We start from the raw sequence: 17,730 nt of genomic DNA, 5'->3' as shown, positions 1-17,730 counted from the left end.
GTGTTTTTTCTTTGTCTCACCAAATGGGGTCAGACCACCTATAATTCTAGAGAAAGAATAGCGTTTTTTCATTTTAAGAGTGTATTTCTTTTTCCTAGCTTACTAGCAATGTTACGCTACCTCTAATTAGAAAAATATTTTAGAACTCCTTCAAACACAGATTGTGCCAGTACATTTTGATATTTGTCAGAAGTCAATTTTACTCTTTCATTAGGATTTGATAAAAATCCTGTTTCTACTAATATAGGTGGTGCACTATTATCTGCCTTTAACACACGAAGTTCTGGTCGATCTTTTACAAATCTATTTTTAGCACCTGTATTTTTAATTAAAGCATTCTGTACAGCATTTGCTAAAGTAAGTGCTTGTTTACTTTTTGGGTGTTCAGAATTATATAACGTTTCAATTCCTTCTGCTGCAGTCGCATCAGCTGAATTTACATGCACACTAACAAAAATATCTGCTTTGTTTTCATTTGAAATACGAACACGATCTCCTAATGGAATAAAGATATCTGTTGCTCGTGTCATCACAACATTTGAACCACTCTGAGCTAATAAACTCTTTAACTTCAAACCTACTTGCAGGGCAATCGTTTTTTCATATATATTTTCATATAATGTCCCTGAATCATATCCACCATGTCCTGGATCAACTATAATTGTTTTACCAAATATGATTGGATTGTCAATCCAAACACCATTTGTATCAAAATAGTATACTTTACCATTCTCATCTAACCATCCGATTTTCATTGCCCCATTGCCTTGCAGGTAGTACCAAGTTGTTCCTTCCTGTAGCCAACCTGTTTTCATCGCTCCGTTGCTTTGCAGATAGTACCAAGTTGTTCCTTCCTGCAACCAGCCCGTTTGCATTGCTCCACTATTTTGCAGGTAATACCAGGTTGTTCCTTCCTGCAACCAGCCCGTTTGCATTGCTCCGCTTCCGTTGAAGTAGTACCATGCTCCATTAATTGACTGCCAATCTGTTTGCATTGCTCCGCTTCCGTTGAAGTAGTACCATGCTCCATTAATTGACTGCCAATTTGTTTGCATTGCTCCACTTCCGTTGAAGTAGTACCATGCTCCATTAATTGACTGCCAATTTGTTTGCATTGCTCCACTTCCGTTGAAGTAGTACCATGCTCCATTAATTGACTGCCAGCCTGTTTGCATTGCTCCACTTCCGTTGAAGTAGTACCATGCTCCATTAATTGACTGCCAACCTGTTTTCGCTGCTCCGCTGCTTTCTAAATAATATTTTTTATCCCCAAGCTGCAGCCAACCTGTTTTCATTACTCCATCGCTTTCGAAGTAATATTTTTTATCACCAAGCTGCAACCAGCCTATTTTCATTGCTCCATTGCTTTCTAAATAATATTTTTTATCTCCAAGCTGTAGCCAGCCTATTTTCATTGCTCCATTGCTTTCTAAATAATACCAAGTAGTTCCTTCCTGCAACCAGCCCGTTTTCATTGCTCCACTACTTTGCAGGTAATACCAGGTTGTCCCTTCCTGTAACCAGCCCGTTTTCATTGCTCCATTGCTTTGCAAGTAATACCAGGTTGTCCCTTCTTTCAACCAGCCTGTTTTCATTGCCCCATCTTGTTGCAAATAGTACCAAGTAGTTCCTTCTTGCAGCCAACCCGTTTTCTGTTTTCCATCTGGCTGAATATAATACCACTTATTATCTCTATTCACCCAACCTACTTGTGTTTTAGGTGCTGCCTGTACTGTTTTAACAGTAGGTTGATTCGTTTCTATTTCACTAGTACCTAGTGGTTGCTCACTTTTTACACCTGCTGTTCCAGGCTGCTTTGTTATATCTTGCTGTATTGTCTTTTGTTCTTGCTGTTTTTGCTCAGGTAATAGCTGATCTTGCTGTTTAGATTGTTCTTGTTGCTCAGTACTAATTTCTTGTTCTTGCTTCTTTTGCTCAGGTAGTAATTGATTGCCCTGTTTAGATTGTTCTTGTTGCTCAGTACTAATTTCTTGTTCTTGCTTCTTTTGCTCGGGTAGTAATTGATTGCCCTGTTTAGATTGTTTTTGTTGCTCAGTACTAATTTTTTGTTCCAAAGGTAGCTGTTCATTCTCTGTTTCAGCCAAAGCTTGCATTGGGCTAAGCACATAGCCTAATGTTAAAACAGCTACTGCAGTTTTCTTCAACATGTGTAGTTCACCTTTCCTTATCCACTTGATTTAAAAATATAAAGATCTAATTCTAGCAAGATAATTAAAAACTCAACATTTGATTTCTATAAACATATTAAATCAAAAAAAAGCAGCCCCCAAACTAAAAGGCCCTATGTAGCGCGATATGACTACATAGGGCCTTTTAGTTTGGAGATTGCCATAAGTCAAGTTCTCAAAATCCACTAGGATTAGGTGTTACTATACACTAATTTTCATAATTCAATTTAACTCTAATGTTATAATATCAACATTCTAAATGCAATTAAAAAGATAAATTTTCCTTTTTAAGTTTTTGTTAACTGAATAATATTAAGACAATATATTATTCAGTTAATCCAGTGAGTTTTTGATTGCATGTAATAGTATTAGTTATAACTCTGTGTGTTTTTATTGCATATATGTACGGTGTATACTCATACGCACAAACCTTCTTTTTATGTTAATGTTCCTTAAATCATTTTTTTATTATAGGATTCGAACGAGTGAAGCATTTTACAGGGGAGCCAGAAAAAAATTAATTTATTTTTATGAAATAGCTATTTTGTCTTCCTCTTATATAAATTTACTCTATGATACATATCGTGAGTTTGTTTCTATCTTTTTTAACACTCCATATAAGTTTTTCCATGAATATATATCGGTAGCACTACATTACAAGCACTCTGCCGGAATATATACCGAAGGAACAAATATAATTTTAATAACAAAAAGAACCCGGCCCCTTTACTTCGTAAAACAGCCGAGTTCTTCTATATGTTTCATCGTACGCGCTAATACATCGTCACGCATAATAAAGCTAAATTTCCTGTCAGTTTTAATGTTATCCGGGATTTCTTTTAATAGAACAGACCCTTTTGTCTCTTCATAGTGCGTATGTTCTTCTACTGCACTAATTGTTGCGAAATAAATGTTTTTAATGATTATTTTGTCTTTTCCAGATACTTTGTATTGTCCTAAGTAAGTTAAATCAGAAACAATACCACCGGTTTCTTCATGAACCTCTCGAACTGCCGCTTCTTCCGGTGTTTCCCCCAGCTCCACCTTGCCACCTGGAAATTCAAGACCGCGGCGCAAATGATGCGTTAATAACCATTGATCCCCGTACCGGCATACAACCCAAACATGCTTTGGCTCAGGAGAAAATGGGTAACGTTCAAACGATAATTGTACAGTGTTGTGGTAATAATCTTTAAATTTGTACATGCCATTACTCCCCTATAGATGGTTACAAGTTTTTCCTACCACAAATTGTAGCACAATTCTCATTCATATGCATAATGTTATCCAACTACAATCCATTGATTATTCCCATTTGCGCGACTAATTCTTTCGTTTCATGATTCCCTAAATCATAAATCATCTTATAGGCTTTCTGCAGTTGTTCATCATACCGGTCATTATTCGAATCATGATGATACTCAACATACGGAACGTGCGAACGTACAAAAGAGCCAAGATCTTCACGATACGCTTGATCGAAGTATTCCCGAAGCTGGGTAATTTCCTCATCATTCGCCTGGATTTCAAAGCTATATGTATCTGCCGTTTTCACCTGCGAAATCTGACCATTTCCTACTGATATATAGTAAGTTTTCTTATTATCCATATAACACCCTTCTTTCACCCTTTTACTTTCTATTGTTTTCAACAATTACAAAATTATGTAAAACGAAGTTTCATTTAATGGTAAAATTAAGAAAAGGAGGGGAACTGGATGTTAAAAATACTAATCATCGGCGTCATTATTGTCATTCTCGTGTTGGTTCTCTCTGTGCTGACAATTAATAAAGGTTATTCATATAAACATTCGGTTGATAAACCAGAGGATAATCCTTATCTAACAAATAAAAAGGAGAATCAATAATATGCTTCGTATACTCCGCCTCTTAACTGCTTTCATTGTCATTATCGTATCCTTATACAGTCTATTTACACAGAATGATTCATTTCTTACACTCTCACAATTTTTCGTAGGAGCCTTAATGTTCATAATCGCGATTGAACAAATACAAAAGAAAGACCCAAGCACAGGTTTGACCTGTATGGTAGCAGGAATTTTTGTGTGGGCTGTTCTCGCAGTAAAGTATATTATGTAACGACTATTTTCTTACGGAGGGATTAATATGCTAAAAATCGCTCGAATTACATTTGCACTCATTGCACTCGCTTTGTCTATCTATAGTTTTATCACAGATAACAGAGGCATTATACTGTATATGTTCATTGCTTTAGGTTTAATGTCTTTCACTATGAGCATCGAGGAATTACGTGAACAAAAGAAAGTAAGCGGAACAATGTGTTTTCTAGTTGGAGCTATCGTTTTATTCATCGCTATATCAGAATTGCTCCGCTAATATAAATTTTCAAAGGAGAGAATGAAATGCTGACTGGATTACGTATTTTCTTCCTACTACTGACACTTGTTCTTTTAGGCTATTACCATTTTACCAAAACTGATGTACTCCCTTACATGCAGCTCTCACTCGCATGTATGTTCATTATCATGGGCATTTCTGAAATGAAAGCGCGGAGAAAAACATTAGGGATTGCTTCTTTTTTGGTTTCTGGTTTTATCTTCTTCATTGTAATTTCTATACTTTTACGATGAAAAGCTAAAAGCCATCTTCCCACTTAATGTAGAAAAGATAGCCCTTTTCGTTACTCTTGTGCTTTATTTGATCAAAGTAGTTCTATCCCATTTATTGAACAAACTGTTTTGGATATTCTTTTATATGCTTATCATCCTCACGCCAATCATAAGTTTCTTTCTTTGAAATATCTAACGCTCGATCTCCAATTCTAACTCTATCTTTATCTATCCATTCAATGTGTGGATCTGTATCTGGATAGTTCCAATATACATTTTTGGCAGAATTGGAACTAAGGTTAACTAATTCTCCTCTAACAGCATCTGCACTTAATGATCCGGCGTTATGAAAATAAGTTTTTATAGCATGTTTTCCATCTGGAGATTTCACAGTTCGAATCAATTCTCCTTTCGGAACGCCTTGCAAACTAAAAAACTTCCAATATCCGAAGCCAATGATCATTACTAGCGCAATAAATAATACCAATGCTACTTTTCTCTTGGTTTTTTTGATTTGAATTTTTGCATCGTTCACTCAATCATCCCCTATAATCTTGAATATAATCCTTTTAAACCCATATTACACCACACACTAACCCATTAATATACCCCCATAAAAAGAAACTCCTGTTTCAATAAGCAGGAGTTTCTTTTTTCATTTATTCATTTACTAAAAACTACTTTTCCTAATGTTTAATTTCGTTGACAAAATTACCTTTTTAGCTACATTCCGTCCTGAAAATCTTTCCATTAATAAATCTACTGCTGTTTCTCCCATAAGCCCCGTATATACTTTCACTGTACTGAGCGCAGGAGAAAGATACTGAGAAATACTGAGATCATTTACACCAATTATATTTACTCTTTCTGGAACAGGAATCTCACATTCATGTAATGCCCGCAAACATCCGATTGCCATAGCATCATTTCCAACAAAAAAAGCCGTCGGTAACTGATCCTGCTGCTCTTCTATCGCCTGCTTCATTAATAAATAACCATCGTTTACTGAAAACTGACCCGTGTATATATACTTTTCACAAAATAATTCTTTTTCCTTTATATATTTTATAAAGGCACGTTCCCTTGGATCTTCAATTTCAGAAGTCTGATCTTTAAATGTTTCCCGTCCTCCTATGTATCCAATCTTTTGATGTTCCTTTTCTATTAAATGATCAATCACCTTCATGGTTACCTTTTCAAAATCTACCACAACCGCATCAAAAATATCTTCATTTGGAGAATAATCTACAAATACAATGTTTTTTGTTATCGTTTCAAATAAACCTATTTCTCGTTCACTAAATTTCCCTATTGCAATCATGCCTTGAATGTTTTCTTGCATCAACTCTTCCATTTGGCTATGAAAAAGTTTTACAATTTTCAAACCTTGCTGTTCACATCTTTTTTCTATTCCTAAACGAATGGACATATAATATAAATCGTTAAGCTCTTCTTCTTCTGTATACCAATGAACCAAAGTAATTTTCGGCAATTCTTTTTTACGCTTTGTACGCTTCTTATAAGAAAACTCCTCTGCTGCCTCAAATATCCTCTTCTTCGTTCCATCACTGACAGAAAGCAATGGATCATTATTTAACACCCGAGAAACAGTAGCAATGGATACGCCTGCCTTCTCTGCTATATCTTTAATCGTTGCCATACCTGATTCACCTGCTCTTCTCAATTATTCAATCCGAAACGTATATTTCGTTGAGGAGGAGAATAATTGATTTTTATTTAAAATATAAGAAGGGAAATTCGGATGATGAATGGCATCAGGCAATCCTTGCGTTTCTAGACAAAGCCCTAAATACTTTTTGGATTGTACCCCACATATTTCAAAATCACCTGGTAATTGGTTTCCTGTGTACAAAACTACCCCAACTTCATCTGTTTCCACAACTAATTTGCGACCACTTTCTTCATCCCATAATATGATTTCCTGGTCGCAGTTGCTATTCAAAAGAAAAGGATGATCATATCCTTTTCCTACTAATTCATTTTGATAATAGCGAGAATATACTCCCTCTTTTATTTGCCTTCCTGCTCGGAAATCGAAGGGCGTATCTATTACATCCAATATTTCACCCGTTGGTAATAATTGCTCGTTTAATTCTAGAAATTGATCACTACTCATTTTTAAAGTATGCTGTAAGACATCCCGTTTTAAATTACCACTTAAGTTAAAATACGTATGATTTGTTACGTTTAATATGGTCGTTTTATCTGACTGCGCTTCATAACGAATCAAAAATTCATTCGCGTTATTTAATGTATAGATCACTTTTACATGTACAGTTCCTGGATATCCTTCTTCTCCGTTAGGGCTAGTATAAGTAAATTCAATTCCATTTTCCTTCTCATTTCCTATTATTTTAGCATCCCAAACGATATAACTAAATCCTTTTAAACCACCATGAAGGTGATTGTCTTGATCGTTTTTTACTAGCGTATATGTGTTGCCATCCAACTCAAATTGAGCACCTTTGATTCTACCAGCCACTCTTCCTACAACTGCTCCAAAGTATGGAGAATATCTCTCATAGTTTTCTAATTCTTCAAAACCTAAAACGATATTTTCATAATTTCCTTTCCTATCAGGAGTAATGATTTTTGTAATCACACAACCGTAATTTAAACACGTAACTTCTATATCATTGTCATTTTTTAATGTATAAGCGTACACATCTTCTCCATTTACTTTACCAAATACATTTTGAAAGGCTTTCATATCCCTATCTTCCGCTCCTCTAAACTTTGTATAAAACGTTTAAATGCAGCTATTCCTTCATCGTTTCGTTTGAAAACCCCAGCATCTTCTAATGCCCTTAAAAATTTAGCCGCTAACTCTTTTTGAACAATATGGTGAATATCCTCTTCATTCGCTTCCTTTTTATACCGCTCTCTCAGTTGTTCTGCCCATCGTTTGTGATATTCCGCTACACAATTGTCTTTATACAATATATATCGTTCTACCTCTTGTAGTTCTAATTTCAGCCTTGCTGGAAGTACAGCTAATCCCATCACTTCAATTAAACCGACGTTTTCCTTCTTAATATGTTGTACATCCTGATGCGGATGAAAGATACCAAAGGGATACTTCTCACTTGTACGATTATTTCGTAATACGAGGTCCAACTCATACTGTTCATTTCGCTTGCGAGCAATAGGCGTAATCGTATTATGTGGCACACCGTCTGTATGTGCATAAATATGAACAGATGAATCGCTATATTGCTTCCATTTCCCCAAAATGTAATCTGCCACATTTACTAATAAATTCGAATCCTTACCTTTTAAGCGAATAACAGACATGGGCCATTTCACTACTGAACATTGAACCCCTGGGAATCTATCCAATTTAAATGCATAATCATCTGCTGCTTTTGCCATCGCAAATTCATATTTACCACCTTGATAATGATCATGTGATAAAATAGACCCGCCTACAATAGGTAAATCAGCATTGGAGCCAATAAAATAATGAGGGAACCGTTTCACAAAAGAAAGTAATCTTCCGAAAGCTTGGCAATTTATTTCCATATTCCGATGCGTTTCTGCTAGCACAATGCAATGTTCGTTATAGTACACATAAGGAGAATATTGTAAGTACCATCGCTCTCCTAATAATTCCGTTCGAATCATTCTATGGTTAGAGCGTGCTGGATGGCCAATTCTGCCCACATATCCTTCATTTTCAATACAAAGCAAACATTTCGGATAATCCGTATTTTGTATTACGTTTTCGTTTTCAATTTCCTTTGGATCTTTTTCCGGTTTAGATAAATTGATGGTAATGTCCAATTCTCCATACTCTGTATTAGCTTTATAAGTAATATTTTTTTGAACACGCTTCGTTTGAATATAGTTGCTTATTTGACTTAATTCATAAAAATAATTAGTTGCATATTCTGGATGGCACTCATAATGTTGATAGAAACATTGATTAATAGTCGATGGTTTTGACATGAAGCAGTTCATAATTTGATTCGCTAATATTTCTCTATTGTGAGAATGACCATCAATAATTCCTTGTTCACTGGCATACTGAACTAAATCTTCTAGTAAATCTGTTATTTCTTTTTCTTCCGCTTTACTTTCTTGCATTTCAAAACGCTCTAAATGAAGAAGGTGAAGAATTTGATTTCTTATATAAATTCCATCTTCTCTTTCGATAAACCGAAGTGAACATGCCCGTTTTATAAGTTGCTCAATGACTTGATAAACATTCATGATACTTTCCCTCCGCTGAATCGTTATATCCATTCGGATTATTTTCATACCCATCCTAAACATCTATAAAGAGAAATAAAATCGTTATACATTAGCTGTAACTACTACATTGAAGTTTGCTCTATTAATTGCTATACAAGCACAGGAACTAATGTAATATGCCATTTATTGCATGGCCTCTTTTTGTAATTCTCTTGCCCCATCCCCAATCTCGGCAACATAAAATGTCGCTTCGTAACCGATGGTGTCTCTATATTTTTGTCCAACGTTACAAATAAATTGATCCGTATATTCTTTCTCAACGATCACAATCGCACAGCCACCAAACCCTGCACCTGTCATACGTGCTCCTATAACCCCTTCTTGTTTCCAAGCTGATTCAACCAATGTATCTAGTTCTCGTCCTGTCACTTCATAATCATCACGTAAAGAACAATGAGATTCATTCATCAATCTTCCAAATTCTTTTATATTATTTTCTTTTAACTCTTTTACAGATTGCAATGTTCGACAGTTTTCATACACAACATGTTTAGCCCGTTTTCTTAAGCTATCTTCCTTAATTACATGCTTATATTGTTCAAACATTTTTTCAGTTAGTTCTCCTAAGGAGCTTATATCAATTACCTCTTGCAATTTTGCAAGTGCCTGTTCACATTCCATTCTTCTCTCATTATACTTAGAAGCAGTAAGCTCTCGACGCTTGTTCGTATTCATAATAATGATATTGTAGTTATCCAACTGCAATGGCGCATACGTAAAATTCAGTGTTTGACAATTCAACAACATCCCATATCTTGCTTTTCCCATCCCAATAGCAAATTGATCCATAATACCACTATTTACACCGATAAAATAATTCTCCACCTTTTTACCAATTTTAACTAATTCTATACGATCTAATTCAAATTGGAATAATCCTTCCATCGTTACTCCTGTTACAAGCTCAATAGAGGCAGATGATGACAATCCCGCACCATTTGGAATATTTCCATAAAACATAATGTTAATTCCTGAATCAATGCTATATCCAGCTTCTATGAGATAACGAATCATACCTTTTGGATAATTCGCCCAATCATGTTCTTGCTTATAATCTAATTCTTGTAAAGAAAATGAAATAACACCCTTTTCGGGGAAGTTCAATGAATAGGCACATATTAACGCATCATCTCGTTTACTTGCTAACGCATAAGTGCCGAAAGTAATGGCACATGGAAACACATTTCCTCCGTTATAATCAGTATGTTCTCCAATCAAATTAATCCGACCAGGAGCAAAGAAAGTACGATACTCCTCTTGGTGAAATATTTTCTTAAAACTCTCCATTAACTGGTTATGTATCATCTAAGATCCTCCTCATGCTATTTATCCCGCATTAACGGGCAGTAAGACCCCCACCTCAAATTTCAGCAAGAGCAAAGAAGTTAAGTCGGGAATCAACTACCCGTAAAAGCCCGATTGGTGAGGGCTAATAATCAGTGGGGGATGAAGAACCTCCCCAATGATTAAAGTTTCACTTTATACTGAATTTCCTTTATCCCATACACAACTCGGCTTCTAAATCTGGTTTACTGTCCATTAAACTATGAAATCTATAATGCCCACTATCCCCCATCTTCGCACGAGTTGTTTTCCTTCCTAACTTCGAGTTCATTCCACTAAAAAATAAAGTCATATTATCTTTTTACTAAAAAAATTCAAAAAAGTCAAAATATTTTTAGTGAAAAACATTGTCATATCACTATATATTTTAGTAAAAAATACTACACCTTTTTACTTCATATTTTAAACTGGACTGAAAAATATACATAGGAGACCACGAAAGAAAATCTAACTAAAAACCACGCTCTCTGTTTTTCAGAAAAACGATCATTTAACTGCTAATCCATTATCTAATTTTATTAATGATGCTGGAGTGATTAAAGAGGCTTATTTTTATTCGATTAAAGTGAAAACAAAGTATATTTTCTTAATTTGATTTGACAGTAAAAGTTAAATATGATGATTCAAGCCCTCATAATTGGTTTAATCGCGCAGAAAACCCTCTAAATTTTTATTTATTAACTCCTCTAAGATGTTCTTTAAACTATAAAAAGCTGCCTTTTCACAGGCAGCTTTTTCATCTATTAACCAAATACTTTCTCAAGATCATCTTTATCTTGGCTTAACCAGAAATTCATTAAGCGTTTTGCTCCTTCTAAATCATGAAGCTTCGCTTGACCACACTGCGTTTCGTTTGCAGCTGGAATTTCTGTAATTTGAACCGCATCTTTTAATGTAAGTTCTAATAAATCAATGACTTCACGAACAGTTGGTGTCCCGCTTACAACAAGATAATATCCTGTTTGGCAACCCATTGGTGAAATATCGATAATGTCAAAATGCGGATAACGATCAATATATTTACGTAAATTAAACGCTAATAAATGTTCTAACGTATGAATAACATCTGGCTTCATCGCTTGTTTATTCGGTTGGCAAAAACGAATATCGAATTTATTAACAATACCGTCACTACCTACTTTATGAACACCACAATGTCTTACATAAGGTGCCTTTACAATCGTATGATCTAATTCAAAGCTTTCTACTGATGGCATAAAACATCTCTCCCGCTTTAATTTTAATTCCGTTATATCCAATATGATATAACGGAAATTCAAATTAGTAAAGTATTATGTATAGCCCGTGCTATAATACTAGAAGAATATGCTGGAAAGGAGACCGTTATGAAACAGATTTTTATCGGAATCATACGCTTTTATCAAAAATTTATTTCTCCGATGACACCACCTACATGTCGCTTTTATCCAACATGCTCCCATTATGGATTAGAGGCGTTTCAAAAACACGGTGCTTTCAAAGGTTTTTGGCTCACACTAAAACGTATTTTAAAATGTCACCCTTTTCATCCAGGAGGATTTGACCCCGTCCCGGACAAAAAAGAAAAAAGAAATTAAGCTTCGTAGCCATTCACAACAAGATCTAATTTTCCTGTATCAGGATGAATAACAAGACCGTGGACAGGCACTTCTGCTGGAAGTAATGGATGGTTACGAAGTACAGAAACGCTATGTTCTACACTTTCTTCTACGCTAGAGAATCCTTGTAAGAATCTCTCTAAATCGATTCCAGAATAACGAAGTGTATCTAATTTCTCTTCTGTCACGCCGCGCTCTCTCATTTTTTCAATTGTGCTGCTCGCCTGTATTTTTGCCATACCACAATCATGGTGACCAACAACACATACTTCATCTGCGCCAAGCTCATATACAGCAACTAAAATACTACGCATAATACTTCCAAATGGATGGGAAATAACAGCACCCGCTACTTTAATAATTTTCACATCACCATTACGCATATTCATTGCTTTTGGTAATAATTCAACGAGACGTGTATCCATACAAGAAATGATTACCATTTTTTTATTCGGGAATTTTCCTGCCTCATACTCTTCATATTTTTTCTCTTCAACGAATTTTTCATTATACTGCAAAATCTCTTCTAATGACTTCATAGTAAATAGCCCCTCTTTTCTTTCATTTAAACTACATACTAAGTGTACCAAAATCAAAAAAATACCAAAAGGATATTACTTTATTGCAAATATATAATTTTTCAGACAACCGACATAATTTCTTCATAATATACACACAGCTCTGTAACAACTCTCCCATACTTTACTCACGTTTCCACTATAAACTAAATGTAGATAATGTTAAAAAGGAGTGAATCTTTATTATGTCCGACGTTCTGTTACTGAGTCGTTTTCAATTTGCAATTACTATTTTTTATCACTTTTTGTTTGTACCTTTGACAATCGGACTTGTTATTTTAGTAGCGTGTATGGAAACACAATATGCACGTACATTAAATCCCACTTATCGAAAAATGGCGAATTTCTGGGGTAAGCTATTTACGATTAACTTCGTAATGGGGATTATAACCGGTATTACGATGGAGTTCCAATTTGGGACAAACTGGTCTGAGTACTCAAAATATATGGGGGATATTTTCGGATCACCACTCGCAATCGAAGCACTTGTTGCTTTCTTCTTAGAATCTACTTTCATGGGAATTTGGTTATTCGGTAAAGATAAAATCTCACCAAAGTTCCGTGCTTTTTGTATGTGGATGGTTGCACTTGGAACAAATATTTCCGCGCTTTGGATTATTACAGCAAACGGCTTTATGCAAAACCCTGTTGGCTACGTGGTGCGTAATGGCCGCGCTGAGTTAAATGATTTCTGGGCACTTGTTACAAATCCATATGCATGGCATATGTTCTTCCATACAGTTGTTGGCTGTTATATTGTTGGTTCTTTCTTCGTTATGGCAATCAGTGCCTATCATTTATTACGTAAAAACGATGTGGAGTTCTTTAAAAAATCATTTAAATTTGGTTTAGTTTTAGGATTATTTGCGGCAACTGCAACACCTTTCATCGGTCACCAATCCGGCGCTTTCGCTGCAAAAATGCAACCTGCAAAAGGGGCTGCAATGGAAGCAGTTTGGGAAACTGGTAAAGGTCAAGGCTTCTCAATCATCCAAATTCCCGATGTGAAGAATGAGAAGAACTTTGAATTATTAACAATTCCAAAACTCGGCAGCTTCTTCTATACAAACTCATTTGATGGAGAAATTGTCGGTTTGAAAGATATCCCGAAAGAAGATCGTCCGAACGTAAACCTTGTTTACTATAGCTTCCGTTTAATGGTTGCACTTGGCGTATTCTTCATGGCATTAACTTGGTTTGGTTTCTATTTAAACCGAAAAGGAAAACTAGAAAACTCAAAACGTTTCTTAAAAATTACAATGTGGTCTGTATTACTTCCATATGTTGCGATTAATGCTGGATGGATTGTTGCTGAAGCAGGTCGTCAGCCATGGACAGTATATAAATTGATGCGCACAGCTGAATCTGTCTCACCAATTTCCGTTCCACAAATTTGGTTCTCGTTAATTAGTTTAGTATTGTTCTACACATTGCTTTTAATTGCCGATGTATATCTCATGCTGAAGTTCGCAAAAAAAGGACCTGCAGCATTAGAAGAGCCTACTCAGGGAGGTGCAGCTCATGTCTCATGATATGCTTGCAGTCATTTGGTTCGGTTTATGGGGCGTAATTTGGACAGTTTACTTTATTCTTGATGGTTATGCACTTGGTAACGGGATGATTTTCCCGTTCGTTACCAAGGACCGGAAGGAACGAAATCAAATGCAAGAAGCAATTGGCCCGTTCTGGGGTGGTAACGAAGTATGGTTAATTACAGCAGGCGGTGCAACCTTCGCCGCCTTCCCGATCACATATGCGAATATGTTTAGCTACTTATATACACCACTATTTTTAGTATTACTTGCCCTTTTTGCTCGTGCAGCAGGGCTTGAATTTATGCATAAAGATGACTCACCAATTTGGCAAAGCATTTGTAAATGGGCGTTTGCAATTGGTAGCTTTCTTATCGCCTTCTTATTCGGTGTTACATTTGCTAACCTTTACTACGGTCTGCAAATCGGAAAAGACGGCTACGAAGGAACATTATTCAGCTTATTAAACCATTACGGTATTTTAGGCGGGCTCTTCTTCACCGCAATCTTTGTCGTATCCGGTGCACTTTGGGTTATGATTAAAACAACTGGTGAAGTATCAGATCGTGCTTATAAAATTGCAAAACCATTTTCAATGGCAGCTGCGATTATTCTTGCGATTTTCTATGTAGCTACTGCAAACCGTACAAACTTATTCCAAAACTTTACGGAATATCCTGTACTGTTCATTCTTCCGTTACTAGCAATGTTAATGAGTGTCTTAGCAATCATTATGGTTTACAAACATAAAATTGGTTTTGCATTTACATTTGTATGCTTAACAATTGCTATGTTTATGACAACTGGCTTTGCAGGCATGTTCCCAAGAATGTTGCCATCACGCATTAACGATGCATATAGTACAACGTTATACCAAGCAGCAGGCAGTGAACTAAACTTAAAAATTATGTTCTTCGTCGCAATGGTAATGGTACCAATCGTTATCGGATATCAATTATGGAGCTACACGATTTTCAAAGAAAAAATTCATAAAGACTCTGCAAAAGGATATCATTAGAATGAAAAAGGCACTCGCTACAGAGTGTCTTTTTCATTTCAAGCTTATAGTGTAGATTGTATTATTTGATCATTCACATCATTGTCATACACATCTGTAGCACTAATCCCATTAAAAGCTCTCACACTAAATCCTACATTAGATGATCCAGAACCGTTATATGCTTTCGTGTTTTCAATTGGATGTACATTATATTTATCACCTAAATTAATTGAGCCATTACAGTTTTCAATAACTACACCATCAATAACAGCAGGCATCGTATCACTCACCTTCATTATGTTATTTTCAGTTTATGAAAAGAGCCTAAAAAAATAGCATGTTTACAGTAAAAAAGAAAAAGATATTCTACAACAATGTTTATAATGAATTATTTTTCAACTACGTTATTTACGAAATGTAATATATAATAAATGAGAAAATTATTCATATAAAAAAATGAGGTGTTTACAAAATTGATGTTTTTTGGAAGTATTACGCTTATTTTACTCGTTATTTTTCTATTCTTTTATTTAAGAGATCCTCGAAGTTTATTAATCGGATTTCTATTTAATTTATTCTTTTGTTCATCCCTTATCCTTTTCCTCTATTTAGGTTTCAGCTCGAATTATGCGATATTTAGATTTATTGCAATTATACCATTTATAATCATTTTCTTAATGCTAACCTTTGGCGTATTTGCTTTAATGATTGGACTATTTCTCAATGCGAGAATTTTAATGAGAAAAGAAGGACGTCGTTTATCTAACTGCTTAACTTTAATTGCTGGAATGGGCATGTTGCTTATTATGCTGTCCTTAATAGTTGATCCAACTCGATTTTTCTCTCCTCACTTCCAGCCCATTTTTACAGGAATATTTTTCATTATGGTCTATTTCTTTTTCCATATATCAACTTTCTTAACCGCTTATTTCCTGTATCAATTTAATAGACCAAGACGTAATCAAGATTTCATTATTGTTCTTGGCAGTGGGTTAATCAATGATAAAGTGCCACCACTTTTAGCAAGCCGAATTAATAAGGCGATTGATTTTTACCATAAGCAAGCTGCGGTCGCTTCTCCGCCTACAATCATTTTTTCTGGTGGACAAGGTCCAGATGAAAATCTTCCTGAAGCTGAGGCTATGCAAAAATACGCTATTGAAAAAGGCATTCCTATCGAACATACAGTGCAAGAAAATCGTTCCGTCAATACGTATCAAAACATGCTTTTCTCAAAACAAATTATGGATTCTTTAAAAGATAGGTATAAGAGCATCTTTACAACGAACAATTTTCATCTTTTCCGTGCTGGACTATATGCAAAGCAAGCTGGATTAAACAGCCAAGGAATCGGCTCAAAAACTGCTTTCTATTACTGGCCAAATGCGATGATTCGGGAGTACATTGCGATCGTTGTAATGAGTCGTAAGCGTCATACTAAGGTCGTAGGAGTTATTTTAGGATTCTCTGTTTTCTTATCAGCCCTTAGCTTTTTATTTAGTTAATTTATGTTGGAAAAGCCATCCTTATGAAAGGATGGCTTTTTTTGAAACTGATATTTTTATTACACTGTGTCGAATGGTCAATATATTGTAAAAATCGCCGATATATGAATCGTTTCCATCGATATATCTTAAAAATCGCCGATATGTGGACATGTTATACTTTCATTTCGTTTCCTCTTCTAGCCTTTTTAATTTCCATACAGTCCTAGGAACTGATCGATAATTGATTACATGCTAAAAAAGCATCAATTATCGGTGAACTTTCTTTACATGCTAAATGAATATGACGATATTGTTTCTGTTTTAATTTTTTCATTTCAATGTTTTTATGTGATTTAAAAAACAGCTCAGGCCCCATTGTAATTCCAATATTTTGCGAGACCATATTCACAATCGTTTCGCAATTTAGTACTTCTAATATAATGTTTGGACTTACTTGATAATCAGCTAAATTTTTTATCACTAATGGCTGATACGGACCTTTTGGCATAATAAAATCCATTCCATCAATTTGCTGAACATCCACTACTTTTTGATTCATCAACGAATGATTTTTCGGTAGCCCTAATACAATTTCATCTTTGCTAACTGGGATTGATTTTATTTGATTCTTTGTATTTGATTCTAATACAAATCCAATATCCACTGTACCATTCTCAATCCATTCTGCTACTTCTCCATATGTACCTTCAAATAATAAAACTTTAACACCTGAGTAACTCTTTTTAAGCTGCAATAACATAGACGGTAGTATTTGTGCCGCCGCACTCGTAAATGCCCCGATTTTGAGCGTACCTTCCAATCTCTTATTTTGTATAGACACTTCTTGTTTAATCGCCGCTTCGCTCTTTAGCACATTTTGAATATGCGGAAAAATACGATTTGCAAACTCAGTTCTTCTTATTTCAGCCTGCTTATTTCTGTGTAATAAAGGATGACCAAACTCTTTTTCTAAACTAGCAATAGCATGACTCACAGCTGATTGTGTCATGTTTAATTGCTCTGCCGCTCTAGTAAAATTCCCTAACTCTACTACCTTTTGAAAAATTTCATATCTAGCTATCGTCATGAGTTTTGTTCATACCTCCTATGTAAAATATGAATTTCACTAATTTCATT

General features: G+C 35.3%; 20 protein-coding genes. 8 read left to right on the top strand and 12 right to left on the bottom strand.

Annotated features, from left to right (window positions below):
- Nucleotides 1–122: 122 nt before the first annotated feature.
- The 3 genes from MHH71_RS19640 to MHH71_RS19630 form a co-directional block, all read right to left on the bottom strand.
- Nucleotides 123–2,168, bottom strand: a complete 2,046-nt coding sequence (locus tag MHH71_RS19640) for an N-acetylmuramoyl-L-alanine amidase (protein ID WP_078211773.1) — start codon at nucleotides 2,166–2,168, stop codon at nucleotides 123–125.
- A 747-nt stretch (nucleotides 2,169–2,915) separates the two neighbouring features.
- The gene (gene mutTA, locus MHH71_RS19635; RefSeq protein ID WP_003202680.1) at nucleotides 2,916–3,395 is read right to left on the bottom strand and encodes an antimutator 8-oxo-(dGTP/GTP)ase; all 480 of its coding nucleotides are present in this window, start codon (nucleotides 3,393–3,395) and stop codon (nucleotides 2,916–2,918) included.
- A gap of 85 nt (nucleotides 3,396–3,480) precedes the next feature.
- Nucleotides 3,481–3,798 carry a hypothetical protein gene (locus MHH71_RS19630; RefSeq protein WP_018764600.1) on the bottom strand — a complete coding sequence of 106 codons (318 nt, stop codon included), beginning with the start codon at nucleotides 3,796–3,798 and terminating at the stop codon, nucleotides 3,481–3,483.
- Nucleotides 3,799–3,906: 108 nt separating this feature from the next.
- On the opposite strand from MHH71_RS19630, the gene ytzI reads away from it, so the two are divergent.
- From ytzI to MHH71_RS19610, 4 genes are read left to right on the top strand one after another with little or no spacing between them, the layout of a single operon-like run.
- Entirely contained in the window at nucleotides 3,907–4,056 is a 150-nt protein-coding gene (gene ytzI, locus MHH71_RS19625) for a YtzI protein (protein ID WP_018782064.1), read from the top strand.
- A 1-nt stretch (nucleotide 4,057) separates the two neighbouring features.
- Nucleotides 4,058–4,288: a DUF3953 domain-containing protein gene (locus MHH71_RS19620; protein ID WP_029427341.1), complete on the top strand. Its 231-nt coding sequence runs from the start codon at nucleotides 4,058–4,060 to the stop codon at nucleotides 4,286–4,288.
- Between the two features lie 27 nt (nucleotides 4,289–4,315).
- Nucleotides 4,316–4,546: a DUF3953 domain-containing protein gene (locus MHH71_RS19615; RefSeq protein WP_018764603.1), complete on the top strand. Its 231-nt coding sequence runs from the start codon at nucleotides 4,316–4,318 to the stop codon at nucleotides 4,544–4,546.
- 26 nt (nucleotides 4,547–4,572) lie between these two features.
- The gene (locus MHH71_RS19610) at nucleotides 4,573–4,800 is read left to right on the top strand and encodes a DUF3953 domain-containing protein (RefSeq protein WP_018764604.1); all 228 of its coding nucleotides are present in this window, start codon (nucleotides 4,573–4,575) and stop codon (nucleotides 4,798–4,800) included.
- Between the two features lie 91 nt (nucleotides 4,801–4,891).
- On the opposite strand, the gene MHH71_RS19605 is transcribed toward MHH71_RS19610, so the two are convergent.
- The 6 genes from MHH71_RS19605 to luxS form a co-directional block, all read right to left on the bottom strand.
- Nucleotides 4,892–5,314: a DUF5412 domain-containing protein gene (locus tag MHH71_RS19605; RefSeq protein WP_006096355.1), complete on the bottom strand. Its 423-nt coding sequence runs from the start codon at nucleotides 5,312–5,314 to the stop codon at nucleotides 4,892–4,894.
- Nucleotides 5,315–5,449: 135 nt separating this feature from the next.
- Nucleotides 5,450–6,439 (bottom strand): LacI family DNA-binding transcriptional regulator, encoded by a 990-nt coding sequence (locus tag MHH71_RS19600; RefSeq protein ID WP_003208869.1) that lies wholly within the window; start codon nucleotides 6,437–6,439, stop codon nucleotides 5,450–5,452.
- Nucleotides 6,440–6,463: 24 nt separating this feature from the next.
- Entirely contained in the window at nucleotides 6,464–7,510 is a 1,047-nt protein-coding gene (locus tag MHH71_RS19595) for an aldose epimerase family protein (RefSeq protein ID WP_033799190.1), read from the bottom strand.
- Nucleotides 7,507–9,012, bottom strand: a complete 1,506-nt coding sequence (galT, locus tag MHH71_RS19590) for a UDP-glucose--hexose-1-phosphate uridylyltransferase (RefSeq protein WP_087944638.1) — start codon at nucleotides 9,010–9,012, stop codon at nucleotides 7,507–7,509. The genes MHH71_RS19595 and galT overlap by 4 nt, the downstream gene beginning before the upstream one ends.
- Before the next feature lie 165 nt (nucleotides 9,013–9,177).
- On the bottom strand, nucleotides 9,178–10,359 hold the full coding sequence (locus MHH71_RS19585) for a galactokinase (RefSeq protein WP_006096351.1): 1,182 nt from the start codon (nucleotides 10,357–10,359) through the stop codon (nucleotides 9,178–9,180).
- 782 nt (nucleotides 10,360–11,141) lie between these two features.
- Complete coding sequence (gene luxS / locus MHH71_RS19580; RefSeq protein ID WP_003201393.1) at nucleotides 11,142–11,615, bottom strand: S-ribosylhomocysteine lyase LuxS; 474 nt, start codon at nucleotides 11,613–11,615, stop codon at nucleotides 11,142–11,144.
- A 129-nt stretch (nucleotides 11,616–11,744) separates the two neighbouring features.
- On the opposite strand from luxS, the gene yidD reads away from it, so the two are divergent.
- Nucleotides 11,745–11,975: a membrane protein insertion efficiency factor YidD gene (gene yidD, locus MHH71_RS19575; RefSeq protein WP_018764610.1), complete on the top strand. Its 231-nt coding sequence runs from the start codon at nucleotides 11,745–11,747 to the stop codon at nucleotides 11,973–11,975.
- Here the strand turns inward: yidD and MHH71_RS19570 are convergent.
- Nucleotides 11,972–12,535 carry a beta-class carbonic anhydrase gene (locus MHH71_RS19570; RefSeq protein WP_003201390.1) on the bottom strand — a complete coding sequence of 188 codons (564 nt, stop codon included), beginning with the start codon at nucleotides 12,533–12,535 and terminating at the stop codon, nucleotides 11,972–11,974. The genes yidD and MHH71_RS19570 overlap by 4 nt on opposite strands.
- 224 nt (nucleotides 12,536–12,759) lie before the next feature.
- Here MHH71_RS19570 and cydA point away from each other — a divergent pair, with 224 nt between their 5' ends.
- Complete coding sequence (gene cydA / locus MHH71_RS19565) at nucleotides 12,760–14,106, top strand: cytochrome ubiquinol oxidase subunit I (protein WP_033799188.1); 1,347 nt, start codon at nucleotides 12,760–12,762, stop codon at nucleotides 14,104–14,106.
- Complete coding sequence (gene cydB / locus MHH71_RS19560) at nucleotides 14,096–15,124, top strand: cytochrome d ubiquinol oxidase subunit II (protein WP_033799187.1); 1,029 nt, start codon at nucleotides 14,096–14,098, stop codon at nucleotides 15,122–15,124. Before cydA ends, cydB begins: the two co-directional genes overlap by 11 nt.
- Before the next feature lie 44 nt (nucleotides 15,125–15,168).
- Here cydB and MHH71_RS19555 read toward each other — a convergent pair whose 3' ends face one another.
- Nucleotides 15,169–15,402, bottom strand: a complete 234-nt coding sequence (locus MHH71_RS19555; protein ID WP_006096347.1) for a spore germination protein — start codon at nucleotides 15,400–15,402, stop codon at nucleotides 15,169–15,171.
- Between the two features lie 180 nt (nucleotides 15,403–15,582).
- Here MHH71_RS19555 and MHH71_RS19550 point away from each other — a divergent pair, with 180 nt between their 5' ends.
- Nucleotides 15,583–16,611: a YdcF family protein gene (locus tag MHH71_RS19550; RefSeq protein ID WP_006096346.1), complete on the top strand. Its 1,029-nt coding sequence runs from the start codon at nucleotides 15,583–15,585 to the stop codon at nucleotides 16,609–16,611.
- Nucleotides 16,612–16,816: 205 nt separating this feature from the next.
- On the opposite strand, the gene MHH71_RS19545 is transcribed toward MHH71_RS19550, so the two are convergent.
- Nucleotides 16,817–17,680, bottom strand: coding sequence for a LysR family transcriptional regulator (locus MHH71_RS19545; protein ID WP_006096345.1), 864 nt, complete (start codon nucleotides 17,678–17,680; stop codon nucleotides 16,817–16,819).
- Nucleotides 17,681–17,730: the final 50 nt, after the last annotated feature.

This window comes from Bacillus sp. FSL H8-0534 (assembly GCF_038005885.1).
GTDB classification, from domain to species: domain Bacteria; phylum Bacillota; class Bacilli; order Bacillales; family Bacillaceae_G; genus Bacillus_A; species Bacillus_A pseudomycoides.
The sequence above is the reverse complement of the archived record's forward strand: the minus strand, read 5'-3'. Positions and strand labels throughout refer to the sequence as shown.

Bases quoted from the DNA above. Each gene is read 5' to 3' on its own strand.
- MHH71_RS19640 (WP_078211773.1), bottom strand. From the start codon at position 2,168: ATGTTGAAGAAAACTGCAGTAGCTGTTTTAACATTAGGCTATGTGCTT.
- mutTA (WP_003202680.1), bottom strand. From the start codon at position 3,395: ATGTACAAATTTAAAGATTATTACCACAACACTGTACAATTATCGTTT.
- MHH71_RS19630 (WP_018764600.1), bottom strand. From the start codon at position 3,798: ATGGATAATAAGAAAACTTACTATATATCAGTAGGAAATGGTCAGATT.
- ytzI (WP_018782064.1), top strand. From the start codon at position 3,907: ATGTTAAAAATACTAATCATCGGCGTCATTATTGTCATTCTCGTGTTG.
- MHH71_RS19620 (WP_029427341.1), top strand. From the start codon at position 4,058: ATGCTTCGTATACTCCGCCTCTTAACTGCTTTCATTGTCATTATCGTA.
- MHH71_RS19615 (WP_018764603.1), top strand. From the start codon at position 4,316: ATGCTAAAAATCGCTCGAATTACATTTGCACTCATTGCACTCGCTTTG.
- MHH71_RS19610 (WP_018764604.1), top strand. From the start codon at position 4,573: ATGCTGACTGGATTACGTATTTTCTTCCTACTACTGACACTTGTTCTT.
- MHH71_RS19600 (WP_003208869.1), bottom strand. From the start codon at position 6,439: ATGGCAACGATTAAAGATATAGCAGAGAAGGCAGGCGTATCCATTGCT.
- MHH71_RS19595 (WP_033799190.1), bottom strand. From the start codon at position 7,510: ATGAAAGCCTTTCAAAATGTATTTGGTAAAGTAAATGGAGAAGATGTG.
- galT (WP_087944638.1), bottom strand. From the start codon at position 9,012: ATGAATGTTTATCAAGTCATTGAGCAACTTATAAAACGGGCATGTTCA.
- MHH71_RS19585 (WP_006096351.1), bottom strand. From the start codon at position 10,359: ATGATACATAACCAGTTAATGGAGAGTTTTAAGAAAATATTTCACCAA.
- luxS (WP_003201393.1), bottom strand. From the start codon at position 11,615: ATGCCATCAGTAGAAAGCTTTGAATTAGATCATACGATTGTAAAGGCA.
- yidD (WP_018764610.1), top strand. From the start codon at position 11,745: ATGAAACAGATTTTTATCGGAATCATACGCTTTTATCAAAAATTTATT.
- MHH71_RS19570 (WP_003201390.1), bottom strand. From the start codon at position 12,535: ATGAAGTCATTAGAAGAGATTTTGCAGTATAATGAAAAATTCGTTGAA.
- cydA (WP_033799188.1), top strand. From the start codon at position 12,760: ATGTCCGACGTTCTGTTACTGAGTCGTTTTCAATTTGCAATTACTATT.
- cydB (WP_033799187.1), top strand. From the start codon at position 14,096: ATGTCTCATGATATGCTTGCAGTCATTTGGTTCGGTTTATGGGGCGTA.
- MHH71_RS19555 (WP_006096347.1), bottom strand. From the start codon at position 15,402: ATGAAGGTGAGTGATACGATGCCTGCTGTTATTGATGGTGTAGTTATT.
- MHH71_RS19550 (WP_006096346.1), top strand. From the start codon at position 15,583: ATGTTTTTTGGAAGTATTACGCTTATTTTACTCGTTATTTTTCTATTC.
- MHH71_RS19545 (WP_006096345.1), bottom strand. From the start codon at position 17,680: ATGACGATAGCTAGATATGAAATTTTTCAAAAGGTAGTAGAGTTAGGG.